Genomic DNA, 14,105 nt, shown 5'->3' with positions numbered 1-14,105 from the left:
AGAGAATGTCGAACCGCCCCTTGTCGCCGACGACCAGCGCCTTGGCGGCGAGCAGCCGGGCGGTGACGGCATCGGCGAGCCGGGCGCTGCCGCCCGCGAGATAGGCGAGCGCTTCGGGATCGGTCACCGGGCGCTGCCGCCCCTCGGGCCGCATCCGCGCGGGGATGATGATCCCGAGCAGGATCACGATCGCCAACAGGATGATGTAGAGCAGGAGAAAGGGACCACCAGTCCAGTCGAACGGGCCCATGTCAGGTCACTCCTTTTTGAAGGTCCGGCATTGCCGAACCGGTTTCGGCACCGGCCCGCTCCCCCACCCGGCCACCCATAGGATACTGGCGTTGGGCGGCCGGGTGGGGGAGCGGGCCGGTGCGGCGGTTCAGCATCGCTGAACCCACAACAGGAGCGCGAGCGCAGTCATCGCAGCAAAACCGAGTGCGAGCAGCACTGCGGTTCGGCGCGGCACGATGACCGCCTCGCGCGGATGAACCCGCCGCGCGCGGGGATCGTCGTTCAGCCGCCGGGCGGCTGAAGGCCAGATGTCGGAAGGGGGCGCGATGCCGAACGCCGCCTCGTAGCGCGCGAGCGTTTCGGCATATTGACGGTAATAGCGGCGATGCTCGTCCGCGCCGCCTGCGGTAGGGCCGTGATGCAGCGCGCGACCCAGCACATCGGGGCAGAAATGCTCCCAGTAATCGCGGGTGTAGGTAAGGTGCAGGTGCCACGCCTGGTCGACGGCATCGGAAGGCGTGGCGGGGGTATCGCCGGTGACGGCCAGAAAGACGAAGCGGCGATACTCCTCGATCACCCGCTCCGCCGTTGCGGCGCTCCATCCATTTTCGCGCGCGAGGCGTGCGGAAAAGGAGAGCGCCGCTTCGGGGGGATCGATGTGGTGACTGGCGATGCGCTGCCAGACCGGGTGGCCGGCGGTGTGGGCGGGGACAGGGTCCGCTGCACGCATCTATTCTCCTACTATCATGATAGGAGAATTTGTCAACCGGCGATCAGCACGGCCGCTTCGTCACCTAATCCCGATCGGGCGCACCGAGGGGGAAGAAGTGGCGATACGGCCGCGCGCCATCCACCGCGCGCGCAACCGAGGGATGCGCGAGCAGGCGGGCGCGATAGGTGCGCAGATTGGCGTGTTCTTCCGGGATCGGGATGATCCAGTCGGCGTAGAACAATGCGGGCGCGGCGGAGAGGTCGGCGAGGGTGAAGCTGTCGGTCGCTGCCCAAGTGCGGCCAGCCAGATGCGCGTCGAACCAAGCATAGCTGGTGGCGAGCTGTGCCGCGACCTGTTCGTCCGCCATCGGGTCGCGCTTGTCGGGGGGCCGGATCGCATTGAACACCAGCCGTGCGGCGGGGTCCATCACCTGCTGGTCGAACAGCCGGTCGAGCATCCGCACCTGCAGCGCCGCATCGGGATCGCCGGGGATCAGGCGGGGCGCGCCGGACAGGCGATCCACATGCTCGGCGATGATGCTCGATTCGCCGAGCACCAGATCGCCATCGACCAGCAGCGGGAAGCGCTTGAACGGCCACAGTTCCGCCCAGCGCGCGCTGTTCTCCGGGTCGTCGGGCGACACCATGCGCAGCGTGAAGGGCAGGTCGTGCTCGTAGAAGGCGATCAGCGCCTTCCAACAATAGGAGGAAAAGGGGTGGGCGTAGAGGTCGGGAATGCTCATTTCGGCGCCACCAGTCCGAACACCGCGCCCTGCGGGTCGGTCGCGTGGAACACGCGGTCGCCGCCGGGCACTTCCATCGGGTCACTGTGCGGCGTGCCGCCCAGTTCCTTGACCTTGGCATGCGCCGCCTCAATGTCGGGCACGCGGAAATAATAAGTCCAGCCGACAGGCTTGTCGTCGCATTCACGCGGCATCATCGCGCCCCATACGACGTCCATCGCGTCGCCCGCATCCTTGCAGCGCAGGAAGCTATATTCGCCCCATGGCATCGGCATGCCGCCGGCGCGCTCCCAGCCGAATACGGTGCCGTAGAAGGCAAGGCCCGCCTCCGCATCGCTGGTCTGCAGCTCGTTCCAGCTGACATGGCCTTCGCCGAACCGGGCATAGGCGGTGCTGCTCTCAGGGCTGGAGCCGCGCATGACGTAGAAGGGGACACCCTGCGGATCGGCGACCATCGCAAAGCGGCCGGTGCCGGGAATATCGGTCGGGGGCACATGCACCGAACCGCCGGCGGCCTTGAGCTGCGCGACGCTGGCATCGACGTCATCGACGCCGATATAGCCGAGCCAGCCGGCCTTCGCACCGCCCGCCAGCATCGCCGCGTCGAGCGTCAGCATCCCGCCGACATCGCCGTCCGGGGCGTGGAGGATGCGATACTCCGTGCCGCCGGGAGCCATCGACTCGGCATCGATGCGCCAGCCGATCACGGCTTCATAAAAAGCGCGCGATGCCTGCGCGTCGGGGGTCATCAGTTCGTACCAGATCCAGCTGCCATGTGGGTTGGTCATGTCCTGCGCTCCTTCGATCATGCTCGAAAAAAGAACCGTCACCCCGGCCTTGTGCCGGGTCCACTCAGCCTCACGCTCTGCGGCAGAGGCTGCAGCTTCGCGCTTGCCTTCCGGTGGACCCCGGCACAGCGCCGGGGGGACCATGGAAATTAGCCCCGCACCGTATCCAGGATCGGCGCAAAGCCGCCCCACATCATCCGCTGGCCGTCGAACGGGGGTTCGGGTTCGCGGTTGCTGTCGTCGGCCATGATCGCGGCCCAGGCGGCATCGCGCGCCGCCTTGTCGGGCCATTCGATCCAGGCATAGACGACGCTCTCGTCGGCCCGCTTGTGCGTGGCGCGGTTATAGTCCGTGTTGGTACCGTCGGGAGTGTCGTCGGCCCAGGCCTCGACCACACGCAGCGCCCCATGCGCCTGAAAGACCGGCGCCATCCGCGCCGCCAGCTCGTAATAGGCCTCCCGCTTGGCGGTCGGCACCGGGAGGACATAGCCGTCGACATAGCCCGGTGCCGTCGTGGCCGGCCCGGTGTCGACAATCCCCTCGAACCCGGCAAAGATCATGCGGCTGCCGTCGAACGGCATGTCCTTCATCGCTTCGGCCGCGTTCGGGTCGCTCATCATCTTTTCATTGGCCGCATCGCGAGTCGCCTTGTCGGGATATTCGAGCCAGCTGAACAACACCGTCTCGTCGTCCTTCAGGCCGACCGATTGCTTGAGGTCGTTGACCTTGCCGTCGGGCACATCGTCGCCCCAGGCTTCGACGAAGCGCGTCGCGCCGAGCCCCTTGAACAGGTCGATCGCGCCATGGGCGTGCTTGATATATTCCGCCTTGTTGGCGGTGGGGACGGGGGTCAGGAATCCTTCGACATAGGTCATGGCGTCTCTCCTCACGCGGGGGCGTGTTCGGGCTTGAAGTCGGCGAGCTGGGCGGACAGCGCAGCCTTGAACGCGGGGCGAGCGATGGCGCGTTCCAGATAGCTTAGCAGGACCGGGCGATCGGCGAGCAGTCCGCTGCCCTCCGCCTGACGCAGCACCGTCGCCATCGCGATGTCGGCGATGCTGAACTGCCCCGCGAGCCAGTCGCGGTCGCCCATCGCGGCGGCAAGCCGGTCAAGCTTCGCTTCGATATCCGCGATCAACGACGGTTTGCGCAGTTCCGCCCATGGCTCGCCCGCCGAGAAAATCTCGACATTGCCAAGTTCGAACAGCATCGGCTCGACGCTGTTATAGGCGGCGAACAGCCAGCTTTGCGCATCGGCGCGCGCTTGCGGATCGCGCGGCAACAGCCGCTCGTCGCGTTCGCCCAGATGCAGCAGGATCGCGCCGCTTTCGAACAGATGGACGTCGCCATCGACGAGGGCGGGGACCTGCCCCCAGGGCTGCTCCGCGAAATAGGCCGCAGGCCGGTTGCGCGGGTCCATCAGCCGCATGGCGTAGGGCAGGCCGATCTCCTCGCACGCCCAGCGCGGGCGCAGGTCGCGGACAAAGCCCTTGGCGAAATCGGGTACCCAGTCGAACCCGGTAATCTCGACGGTCATGGCATCTCTCCCTGCGCGCCGGTCAGGCGTCGCCTTCCTTCTTGTGTCCCTTGAGCAGCGCGACCACGGCCATTGCATGACCATGGCCGAGCCCCAGCTCGTCCTTCAGCGTCGCCACGATCGCCATTGGCTTAATGCCCGGCGCGAGGGTGTCGCCCTGCGTCCAGCCGCGCTCGCGGCCCAGTGCGCGCAAGTCGCCGGGGGTCTTGCCGGTCTTTTGCTGGATCGTGTCGAGATAGGCCTGGAATGACATGCGCGCTCTCCAGTCAGTCTGCGCCAGCGGCGGCGGCTTCGATCGTGGCGATGTCGATCTTGCGCATCGGCATCATCGCCTGCATCGCGCGCTGGGCTGCGGCCTTGTCGGGATTGTCCCACACCAGCTGCATCAGCCGGTCGGGGGTGACCTGCCAGTTCACCCCCCATTTGTCCTTGCACCAGCCGCACTGGCTCTCCGCGCCGCCATCGGCGGTGAGCGCGGCCCAGAGCCGGTCGGTTTCGGCCTGATCGGGCGTGTGGATGATGAAGCTCACCGCCTCGGTCTGCGGAAATATCGGGCCGCCGTTGAGCAGCAGATAGCGGTGTCCGGCCAGCTCGATTTCGGCGAGGATCACCTCGCCTGCCTTCTGGCTTGGCGTGTCGATCGGTGTGCGTTCGATCCGCACGATGCGGCTGTCGGGGATCAGGCTCGTGTAGAACGCCGCCTGTTCCTCGGCGGTGTAGTTGCTCCAGATGCAGGTGGTGATCCTGGTCATGGCAGCTCTCCTTGGGTCGGGTGTCAGGCCGGTTCGTGCGCCGGCCCATCGGGGAAGGCCGCCATTGCCGCCTCCATGTCCATGAACATCGGTTCGAAGATGTGCCCATCGGGGTCCTCGAAACTGCGGCCGTACATGAAGCCCATATCCTGCAGCGGGCGAACATCGGCCGTGCCGCCCGATGCGCCGGCCTTCTCGGTGATCGCATCGACGGCTTCGCGGCTATCGAACGACAGACACAGCAGAACCTCGTTCACTTTCGCGGAATCGGCGATCGTCTTGTGCGGGATGAAGGTCGAATAGAAATCATGGCGCAGGATCATCAGCGTGATCGTGTCCGACCACTGCATCGCGCTCGCCATGTCGTTGCTGAAGCGCGGGTCCTTGGTGAAGCCGATCGCTTCGTAAAAGGCGGTCGATGCCGCCACGTCCTTCACCGGCAGGTTCACGAAGATCATTTTGGGCATCCTGCTTCTCCTCAGACGCTTCCGGGAAACTCTATGGTTCCGAATCGCTTGCTTGAGCGTGATGCGCCGATGAGTTACTAAAAGCAACTATGAAGTTAGAAAAAATGACTGATCGTTACATGAGGCCGGGCAGTTGAAGCGCGAACGGCGGCGCTGGTACGACGACGCCTGCGGCACGGCGATGGCGCTGGAGCTGGTAGGGGAGCGCTGGTCGCTGATGATCGTGCGCGAGCTGATGTTCGGCCCGCGCCGGTTCAGCGAGATCAAGGCGGCCCTGCCTGGCATTTCGGCCAATGTGCTGACCCAGCGGCTCGAGGGACTGGAGGAGTCGGGCATTCTGACGCGCGAGAGGCTTCCGCCCCCGGCGAACGCGCAGGTCTATGCGCTGACCCCATGGGGCTATGAGGCGGAAAAGCCGATTCAGTTGCTCGGCGCCTGGGCGGTGCGGTCGCCCGACCATGATCCGACGCTGCATCTCTCGGCGGCCTCCGCGATGATGTCGCTGCGCACGATGCACAATCCGGGGCTAACCGGCGATATGGATATCGTCGTGGGGTTCCGCATGGGCGACGACGCGTTTGTCGGGCGCTACAATCGCGACGGGATCGACCTGAAGCGCGGCGACCCGAGCGGCGCGGACGTAATCTTCAACGGGCCCCCGACCGCAATTGCGGGCGCCATGTATGGCGGCGCGCTTGCGGAACTGGAGGCGGCGGGCGTGCTGCGGATCGAGGGGGATCACGCGCTGGCCGAGACCTTCGTCACCCGCTTTCCGCTGCCGCGCAAATGGACCGAGGACTGAACCCAGCTTGCGGAGCGGCACGCGAGCCGATACCGCACCGCAAAAGACCCGTCCCGAGTCCGAAAGTCCCCATGACCAGCATCCCCAACACCCAGCCCGACAGCCGCGATACGACGATCCTGCAGGCGCCCGACAAGAGTGTCAGCGTCCGCGACCTGTTCGGCATCGACATCGACATGCAGGTGCCGGCGTTCAGCGAGGCGGATGAGCGCGTGCCGGACCTCGACCCGGCCTATGTGTTCGACGCCGACACGACGCTCGCGATCCTGGCCGGCTTCGCGCACAATCGCCGCGTGATGATTCAGGGCTATCACGGCACCGGCAAGTCGTCGCACATCGAGCAGGTCGCCGCGCGCCTCAACTGGCCGTGCATCCGCATCAACCTCGACGCGCATATCAGCCGCATCGACCTGATCGGCCGCGACGCGATCGTGCTGAAGGACGGGGTGCAGGTCACCGAATTCCGCGAAGGCCTGCTCCCCTGGGCGTTGCAGACGCCGACCGCTCTGGTGTTCGACGAATATGATGCGGGTCGCCCCGACGTGATGTTCGTGATCCAGCGCGTGCTGGAGACCGAGGGCAAGCTGACCCTGCTCGACCAGAATCGCGTGATCCGCCCGAGCCCGTGGTTCCGCCTGTTCGCCACCGCCAATACGGTCGGCCTGGGCGACACCAGCGGGCTTTATCACGGCACGCAGCAGATCAACCAGGGCCAGATGGACCGCTGGAACATCGTCGTCACGCTCAACTACCTCCCCGCCGCGGTCGAGGCACAGATCGTGCTCGCCAAGAGCGGTGAATATGACAAGCCGGGCGGCAAGGAGCTGGTCGAAAACATGGTTCGCGTCGCCGAGCTGACCCGGCGCGGGTTCATCAACGGCGATATCTCGACCGTGATGTCGCCCCGCACCGTTATCACCTGGGCGCAGAATACCGAGATCTTCAAGGATGTCGGCTTCGCCTTCCGCCTGAGCTTCCTCAACAAGTGCGACGAGGCGGAACGGGCGCTGGTGGCGGAATATTATCAGCGCGTGTTCGGCAAGGATTTGCCTGAGAGCGTGGTCGGGAAGGCTTGAACGATAGGGTGGACTTAGCTAACTTGGCTTAGTCCACTTTCGGGAGCTGCGCGATGGCCGAAGCCGATCCGCAAAAGACGTTCAACGTCCACGACGCCAAGACGCAGCTGTCCAAGCTGATCGACCGCGCGCATGCGGGCGAGGAGATCATCCTGTCCAAGGCGGGCAAGCCTTATGCAAAGCTGGTCGCGTTCGAGCCGACGCCCTTGCCGCGCCGCCAGCCCGGGCGGTTCAAGCACCTGCTGAAAAATATCGATCCCGACGCCATTCTGGCCCCCTGTTTTACTGAGGAAGAGCTGGATGAGATCGAGAACGCCAGTCTTTTCCCGCCAGAATGACGATGCGTCTCCTCCTCGATACGCATGCATTGCTGTGGTGGTGGAATGACGGGCCTCGGCTTCCCGAAGCGGCGCGGTCGGCGATGGCGGATCCGGCGAATGCGGTGTTCGTGAGCGCCGCGACCGGATGGGAGATCGCAACCAAGGTGCGGAAGAACCAGCTTCCCGAATTCGCGGGCAGCATCGGCGCTTTCGTCGAGGATGTCGTGCGCGATGGCTTCAACCATCTTGATGTGACGGCAAGGCACGGCGTGCATGGTGGCTCCCTGCCCGGGCCTCACAAGGATCCGTTTGACCGGTTGATTGCGGCTCAGGCGCTGCTTGAGCATATGACCGTCGTCACCTGTGATCACGCGATCGCCGCATTTGGTTGTGAGACGCTCTGGTAATGGCAACCGACTCCCCCCTCGACCAGTTCAAGTCCGTCCTCACCGGCACCGCCCGCGCGCTGTCGCATGAGCCGGAGCTGGAACTTGCCTTCAGCGCCGACGCGCCAGCGCAGTCGGGGCGGCATATCAAGGTGCCGATGCCGGGCCGTAATCTGCCGCCCGATCAGGTGGCCGAAGCGCGCGGCTTTGCCGATGGCTATGCGCTGCGGCTGCGACTGCATGATGCCGCGACGCATCTGAAGGCCGCGCCCAGGGAGCCGGTGGCGCGCGCCGTGTTCGATGCCGTGGAGACCGCTCGGGTCGAGGCGCTGGGATCGCGTGGCTATGCGGGAATCGCCGACAATCTCGACCACGCGCTCGAGATGAAGATGCGGTCCGACCCGATCAGCCGGGCGCGGACGCGTGACGAGGTGCCACTGTCGACGGCGGTGCAGTTGCTGGTGCGCGAGCGGCTGACCGGGCGCGAGGCGCCGGCGGCTGCGGCGCTCGGGCTGGGGCTGGTGCGCGACTGGATCGAGGACAAGGGCGGGGCGGAGCTCGACGCGCTGGCGCTGGCGATCGACGATCAGGCGGCGTTCGCACGGCTGGTCGGCAATCTGCTCGCCGATCTCGAACTGACCGAGGGTGATCTGGTCCCCGAGGAGTCCGAAGACGGCGGCGGCGAGGACGAAGGCACCGACGACGCCGACGAGAGCGAGGCCGACGCGGGCGACGAGGCCGGCGATACCGGCGAGAGCGAGATCGACGCGCGCGGCGAACAGCGCGAGGGCGAGGGCGAGGAAGGCCCGGAGACCGAGCAGGAACAGGGCGAGTTCGAGGAGGGCGAGGGCGAGCCCGGCGATCCGGGCGACGAAGGCATGATGCCGGTCCGCCCCAACCGCCCCTGGTCCGACCTGCCGCCGCAGTTCGAGTACGGCGCCTATACGCACCAATATGACGAGGTGATCGCCGCCACCGATCTGTGCGACGATGAAGAGCTGACGCGGCTGCGCGCCTATCTCGACACGCAATTGTCGAACCTGCAGGGCGTGGTGACCAAGCTCGCCAACCGGCTCCAGCGGCGGTTGATGGCCCAGCAGAACCGCAGCTGGGACTTCGACCAGGAGGAAGGGCTGCTCGACGCCGCGCGGCTGGCGCGCGTGATCGTTAACCCGATGCAGTCGCTGTCGTACAAGGTCGAGAAGGACGCCGAGTTCAAGGACACGGTCGTCACGCTGCTGATCGACAATTCGGGGTCGATGCGCGGGCGGCCGATCAGCATCGCCGCGATCAGTGCCGACATCCTTGCCCGCACGCTGGAGCGGGTCGGGGTGAAGACCGAGATTCTGGGCTTTACCACCCGCGCGTGGAAGGGCGGGCAGTCGCGCGAAAAGTGGCTGGCCGATGGTCGCCCAGCCCAGCCAGGCCGCCTCAACGATGTGCGCCACATCGTCTACAAACAGGCGGACGAACCGTGGCGGCGCGCCAGGAAGTCCCTCGGCCTGATGATGCGCGAAGGGCTGCTCAAGGAAAATATCGACGGCGAGGCGCTGCTGTGGGCGCACCAGCGGCTGATCGCGCGGCCGGAGGATCGCAAGATCCTGATGGTGATCAGCGACGGCGCACCGGTCGATGATTCGACGCTGAGCGTCAACAGCGGGTCGTATCTGGAGCGGCATTTGCGTCAGGTGATCGGGTGGATCGAAAGCCGCTCGCCGGTCGGGCTGGTCGCGATCGGCATCGGCCATGACGTGACGCGCTATTACAGCCGCGCGGTGACGATCATGGATGTCGATCAGCTGGCGGGCACGATGATCGAGCAGCTGGCGTCGCTGTTCGACCTCGATGCCTGACGCACCCGGCGGCATCGTGCCGCCACCCGGCGGTTTCCACCCGCCGGTCAAGCGTTCGATGACGATCGCCGCGCATCCGACCTCGATCAGTCTTGAACCCGTGTTCTGGGAGGCGCTGGAGGCGGCTGCGGCGGCACGCGACCTGCCGTTGAGCGCACTCGTCGCGCAGGTCGATTATCTTCGCATCCAGGCGGATGATCCCCCCAATTTGGCAAGTGCACTGCGCAGCTGGCTTCTCACCGATGCGACAAAGTTGCGACAATATTGAAAACGATTCGCATTAGTGTTGACAGTGCGAACGACTCTCAATAGCGAAACCCCAACGACAATCAGAAGGGGTTCTCATGTCTTCCAGCTCGTCCGACGCGCTTCGCGCCGCGCCCGCATTCCTCGCGCTGGCTGCAGTCGGCTTCGTCGCATCCGCGCCCGCCTACGCCGCCGATCCGACCGATCCGGTCGCCGATCAGGATCGCGCCGATGTGACCGTGACCGGCGAAAAGACGCGCTCGGAGCAGGCGAGCCCCAAGGTCACCCGCCCCGTCCGCGACACGCCGCAGACCGTCACGATCCTGACCAACAAGGTGATCGAGGAACAGAATCTGCTCACGCTGCGCGACGTGCTGTCGACCGTGCCCGGCATCACCTTTGGCGCGGCCGAGGGCGGGGTCGCGCCGAGCGATCAGATCACCCTGCGCGGCTATTCCGCCTCGTCCGATATCACCACCGATGGCGTGCGCGACAGCGCCCCCTATTCGCGCAGCGACCCGTTCAACCTGGAGCAGGTCGAGGTCACCAACGGCGCCAACTCGGTCTATAACGGGTCGGGATCGGTCGGCGGGTCGATCAACATCGTGACCAAGCGCCCCGAGGCCGAAACCGCGATTGCGGTACAGGGCGGGATCGGCACCGACGACTATGTTCGCGGCACGATCGACGCCAATGTCCGCGCCAATGACCTGATCGCGGTCCGCCTCAACGCCATGGTGCACCGGAACGACGTGCCCGGCCGCGATGTCGAGAATTACGAGCGCTGGGGCGTCGCGCCGGCGGTGACGATCGGGGTCGATGGCCCCACCAGCCTGACGCTGCAGTATCTGCATCAGGAAGAAACCAACATCCCGCAATATGGCGTGCCCTATTACAAGAATGGCGTGTCCAATGGCGCACTGCCGGGCATCGATCGCAGCGACTATTTCGGCTACCGCAACATCGACACGCAGGAGATCACCGTCGATCAGGCGACGGCGACTGTGGCGCATGAATTCAGCGACAAGGTCTCGCTGCGCAACCTGACCCGCTGGCAAAAGGTGCAGCAGCTGACGATCGTCGGCCCGCCGCAGGGGACGTTCTGCCTGACCGGCGGCGTCACGCCCGCTGGCACTGCCTGCCCCGCCACCGTCCCGGTCGGCTATTATCTGATCGGCGGCCCACGCGGGAATGTACGCGATACGACCAGCGAGCTGATGTACAATCAGGTCGACCTGTCGGCGCAATTCGCCACCGGCGCGGTCGAGCACAGCCTGGTCGTCGGCGCATCGGCGGGGTGGGAGAAGTTCTTCCTGTCCACCGGCAACGTCTATCGCAACGCCAATGGCACGGTTGCCAACGCGAGCTATCCGTTGATCAATTGGGCCAACCCGAACGACGTCGTCGCGGGTCCGGCGGGCTTCACCTATGGCAGCAACGTCTACACCGGCCCGGTCAACTTCTTCGAAAGCGGTCGCCAGCGCGGCGAGGTGACCAACTATGCGGTGTACCTGTTCGACACGATGAAGCTCGGCAAGTTCGAGCTCAACGGCGGCGTGCGGTACGAGCGCAACGAGGGCAATTACCAGACCGACACCAGCACCGCCGCGACCGTGACCACGCCGCAGGGCGCGATCGTGCCCGGCCCGCGCTTCACCAACAATGCCGATCTGTTCAGCTATCGCATCGGCCTGGTCTACAAGCCGGTCGAGGCGGTGACGCTCTACGCCGCCTATGGCAATGCGCGCACCCCGTCGCAGAGTGCGGTCAATGGTGCATGCGTCGCTGCGACCTGCAACGTCGATCCCGAAACCGCGAAGAATTACGAGATCGGGGCCAAGGCGGAGATCGGCCGCGCACTGTTCAGCATCGCCGCGTTCCGCAACGAGCGCGACCAGTATAAGGTGCCGTCGAACGACCCGGCGCTACCCGATCAGCAGCTCGACGGCCACTCGCGCGTCGATGGCATCGCGGTCAGCGCAACCGGCAACATCACCCCGGCCTGGTCGATCACCGCCAACTACACCTATCTGGAGCCCAAGCTGATCCAGTCGGTGTCGGACTTCTGCCTCGCGAACCCGAGCACCGCGTGCGGCAACACCGCCACCAACCGCGATCCGGCGGCCGGGGCGGAGCTGCAGAATGTGCCCAACCATTCGGGCAGCCTCTACACCACCTACACCTTCCCGTTCGGGCTGAAGCTGGGTTACGGCGTCACCTATCAGGGCAGCTTCGCGCTGAACCTGCCGACCGCAGCGTCCGCGGTCGTGTATCGCTCGGACGATTACCTCGTCCACAATGCGTCGATCTCGTACGACATCACCAAGGACCTGAGCGTGCTGGTGAACGTCAAGAACATCACCAACGAACTCTATTACACCCGTATCCGCAATAATGGCTGGGCCACGCCCGGCGATGCGCGCGCGGCGGTGCTGACCGTGGGGTATCGCTTCTAAGGGCTAAAGGGGGAGGAGCGGGTGACGGCAATCCCTGTCCCCCTGCTTTCATCCGCTCCGACCCCCCTTTAGAAGGCATCCTCATGCTAATCGCGATTCCCGACCTGCTCGACGCCGCCACGCTCGCTGACCTGCGCGCGACGATCGACGCCGCCGAGTGGATCGACGGCAACGCCACCTCGGGCCACCAGTCGGCGCTGGCCAAGCAGAATGAGCAACTGCCCGAGGATAGCGCGGCGGCGAAGGCGGCGGGGAAGGTGATCCTCGACGCACTCGGGCGATCGCCCTTGTTTTTTTGCGGCGGCATTGCCGCTCAAGGTCTTCCCGCCGCTGTTCAACCGCTATGGCGTCGGCCAGACCTTTGGCGTGCATGTTGACAGTGCGATCCGCATCCAGCGCGGGAGCGATTTCCGCATGCGCAGCGATCTGTCGATGACCGTCTTCCTCGAAGATCCCGCAGCCTATGACGGCGGCGAGCTGGTGATCGAAGATCAGTTTGGGGTGCAGCGGGTCAAGCTGCCCGCCGGCCATGCCGTGCTCTACCCCTCGTCCAGCCTGCACAAGGTCGAGCCGGTGACGCGCGGGCGGCGCGTCGCATCCTTTTTCTGGCTCCAGTCGATGGTCCGCGACGACGGCGCGCGGCGCATATTGTTCGACCTCGACCAGAGCGTGCAGCGGCTGACCGGCCAGCTCGGCGGCGCGGATCGCAGCGTGATCGAGCTGACCGGCGTGTATCACAATCTGCTGCGCCGCTGGGCGGACGCGTAGCGCTGCATGCGCTCCTGCGAAGGCAGGAGCCCAGAGTGGTTGAGCGCATCGCTTGTGGCTCCAGGCTCCTGCCTTCGCAGGAGCACTTAATCGAGCATCGCCCGCAACGCACCCGACAGCCGCTCGCCCTTACCGCGCACCACCAGCTGCACCGCCAGATCCTCGCGCTCGGCCAGCGCCATCGCGGCCTCGGGCTCCAGCACGGTCAGCGCGCTCGCCCAGGCATCGGCGTGGCAGCACTCGGCGTGGATCACGGTCACGCTCGCCGTGCCATGCGCGATCGGGCGGCCCGTGCGCGGGTCGATACTATGGCTCCCCTGCGCGCCAAAGCGGCGATAGTCGCCCGATGTGGCGACCGCGATGCCGTGCAGCGCGATCCGCAGCGGGGCGAGCGCCACGCCCGGCGGCGGCTCCACATCCACCCACCAGGGCTGCCCATCGGGCTGAATCCCCGCACCAACCAGCTCGCCGCCAATCTCGACGAGGAAATCGGTGCAGCCCATCGCCCGCAACCGTGCGGCGACCGCGTCGACGGCATAGCCCTTGGCGATCGCCGACAGGTCGAGCCTTGCCGGACGGACCCGGCGCAGGCGGAGCAGCAGCGGGTCGAGTTCGATCGCCCCCAACCCGATCGCGGCTCGCGCAGCATCGATCGCGCTTTCCTTAGGCACATCGGCGCGCGGTCCCGGCGGACCAAAGCCCCATAGATCGACCAGTGCCCCCATCGCCGGGTCGAACGCGCCGTCCGATCGCGCGGCGATGTCGAGCGCAACGATCATCACTGACACGAACTCCGGCGCAATCCCGTGCCATCCGCCGGGGGCAGCCGCGTTGATCCGGCTGAGCTGCGACGCCGGTTCCCAATGGCTCATCTGCGCGATGATCTGCGCCAGCACGCCCTGAATCGCATCGTGAACCCCGGGCGGCGATCGTCGCGCCGCCGCCCGGGGTTCACGATGCGATTCAGGG

General features: G+C 65.9%; 17 protein-coding genes and 1 pseudogene. 8 read left to right on the top strand and 10 right to left on the bottom strand.

What is annotated here, in order from left to right:
* From AX681_RS02050 to AX681_RS02010, 9 genes are all read right to left on the bottom strand, one after another.
* Window positions 1-250: TIGR04222 domain-containing membrane protein (locus tag AX681_RS02050; RefSeq protein WP_156455989.1), on the bottom strand; the 250-nt coding region annotated here is incomplete at its 3' end.
* 129 nt (window positions 251-379) lie between these two features.
* Window positions 380-961, bottom strand: coding sequence for a glycine-rich domain-containing protein (locus tag AX681_RS02045; protein WP_066681581.1), 582 nt, complete (start codon window positions 959-961; stop codon window positions 380-382).
* Between the two features lie 64 nt (window positions 962-1,025).
* Window positions 1,026-1,685 carry a glutathione S-transferase family protein gene (locus AX681_RS02040; protein ID WP_066660986.1) on the bottom strand — a complete coding sequence of 220 codons (660 nt, stop codon included), beginning with the start codon at window positions 1,683-1,685 and terminating at the stop codon, window positions 1,026-1,028.
* Window positions 1,682-2,473, bottom strand: a complete 792-nt coding sequence (locus AX681_RS02035; protein ID WP_066660993.1) for a VOC family protein — start codon at window positions 2,471-2,473, stop codon at window positions 1,682-1,684. The genes AX681_RS02040 and AX681_RS02035 overlap by 4 nt, the downstream gene beginning before the upstream one ends.
* A gap of 149 nt (window positions 2,474-2,622) precedes the next feature.
* The gene (locus tag AX681_RS21225; RefSeq protein WP_082737987.1) at window positions 2,623-3,348 is read right to left on the bottom strand and encodes a DUF1428 domain-containing protein; all 726 of its coding nucleotides are present in this window, start codon (window positions 3,346-3,348) and stop codon (window positions 2,623-2,625) included.
* An 11-nt stretch (window positions 3,349-3,359) separates the two neighbouring features.
* Complete coding sequence (locus tag AX681_RS02025; RefSeq protein WP_066660984.1) at window positions 3,360-4,010, bottom strand: glutathione S-transferase family protein; 651 nt, start codon at window positions 4,008-4,010, stop codon at window positions 3,360-3,362.
* Window positions 4,011-4,032: 22 nt separating this feature from the next.
* On the bottom strand, window positions 4,033-4,263 hold the full coding sequence (locus AX681_RS02020; protein ID WP_066660981.1) for a DUF4287 domain-containing protein: 231 nt from the start codon (window positions 4,261-4,263) through the stop codon (window positions 4,033-4,035).
* A gap of 13 nt (window positions 4,264-4,276) precedes the next feature.
* Entirely contained in the window at window positions 4,277-4,762 is a 486-nt protein-coding gene (locus AX681_RS02015; protein WP_066660979.1) for a VOC family protein, read from the bottom strand.
* Between the two features lie 23 nt (window positions 4,763-4,785).
* Complete coding sequence (locus tag AX681_RS02010; RefSeq protein WP_066660976.1) at window positions 4,786-5,229, bottom strand: VOC family protein; 444 nt, start codon at window positions 5,227-5,229, stop codon at window positions 4,786-4,788.
* A 133-nt stretch (window positions 5,230-5,362) separates the two neighbouring features.
* Here AX681_RS02010 and AX681_RS02005 point away from each other — a divergent pair, with 133 nt between their 5' ends.
* The 8 genes and pseudogenes from AX681_RS02005 to AX681_RS01970 all read left to right on the top strand — a co-directional run bounded on the left by AX681_RS02005 (window position 5,363) and on the right by AX681_RS01970 (window position 13,136).
* A complete protein-coding gene (locus AX681_RS02005; RefSeq protein ID WP_231733761.1) occupies window positions 5,363-6,031 on the top strand; it encodes a winged helix-turn-helix transcriptional regulator in 669 nt (222 codons plus the stop codon).
* Window positions 6,032-6,102: 71 nt separating this feature from the next.
* Window positions 6,103-7,107 carry a cobaltochelatase subunit CobS gene (gene cobS, locus AX681_RS02000; RefSeq protein WP_066660974.1) on the top strand — a complete coding sequence of 335 codons (1,005 nt, stop codon included), beginning with the start codon at window positions 6,103-6,105 and terminating at the stop codon, window positions 7,105-7,107.
* A gap of 53 nt (window positions 7,108-7,160) precedes the next feature.
* On the top strand, window positions 7,161-7,445 hold the full coding sequence (locus AX681_RS01995) for a type II toxin-antitoxin system Phd/YefM family antitoxin (protein WP_066660973.1): 285 nt from the start codon (window positions 7,161-7,163) through the stop codon (window positions 7,443-7,445).
* Entirely contained in the window at window positions 7,442-7,834 is a 393-nt protein-coding gene (locus tag AX681_RS01990) for a type II toxin-antitoxin system VapC family toxin (RefSeq protein WP_331709975.1), read from the top strand. Before AX681_RS01995 ends, AX681_RS01990 begins: the two co-directional genes overlap by 4 nt.
* Window positions 7,834-9,666 carry a cobaltochelatase subunit CobT gene (gene cobT / locus AX681_RS01985; RefSeq protein WP_066660970.1) on the top strand — a complete coding sequence of 611 codons (1,833 nt, stop codon included), beginning with the start codon at window positions 7,834-7,836 and terminating at the stop codon, window positions 9,664-9,666. The genes AX681_RS01990 and cobT overlap by 1 nt, the downstream gene beginning before the upstream one ends.
* Window positions 9,659-9,934: a ribbon-helix-helix domain-containing protein gene (locus tag AX681_RS01980; RefSeq protein WP_066660968.1), complete on the top strand. Its 276-nt coding sequence runs from the start codon at window positions 9,659-9,661 to the stop codon at window positions 9,932-9,934. The genes cobT and AX681_RS01980 overlap by 8 nt, the downstream gene beginning before the upstream one ends.
* 76 nt (window positions 9,935-10,010) lie before the next feature.
* Window positions 10,011-12,368: a TonB-dependent receptor gene (locus AX681_RS01975; RefSeq protein ID WP_066660966.1), complete on the top strand. Its 2,358-nt coding sequence runs from the start codon at window positions 10,011-10,013 to the stop codon at window positions 12,366-12,368.
* 83 nt (window positions 12,369-12,451) lie between these two features.
* A pseudogene (locus AX681_RS01970) lies at window positions 12,452-13,136 on the top strand (Fe2+-dependent dioxygenase).
* Between the two features lie 86 nt (window positions 13,137-13,222).
* Here the strand turns inward: AX681_RS01970 and AX681_RS01965 are convergent.
* The coding region (locus AX681_RS01965; RefSeq protein ID WP_331709974.1) for an FAD:protein FMN transferase at window positions 13,223-14,105 on the bottom strand (883 nt) is incomplete at its 5' end.

It is taken from the genome of Sphingomonas sp. CCH9-E2, from assembly GCF_001557215.1.
Classification (GTDB): Bacteria; Pseudomonadota; Alphaproteobacteria; order Sphingomonadales; family Sphingomonadaceae; genus Sphingomonas.
The sequence above is the reverse complement of the archived record's forward strand: the minus strand, read 5'-3'. Positions and strand labels throughout refer to the sequence as shown.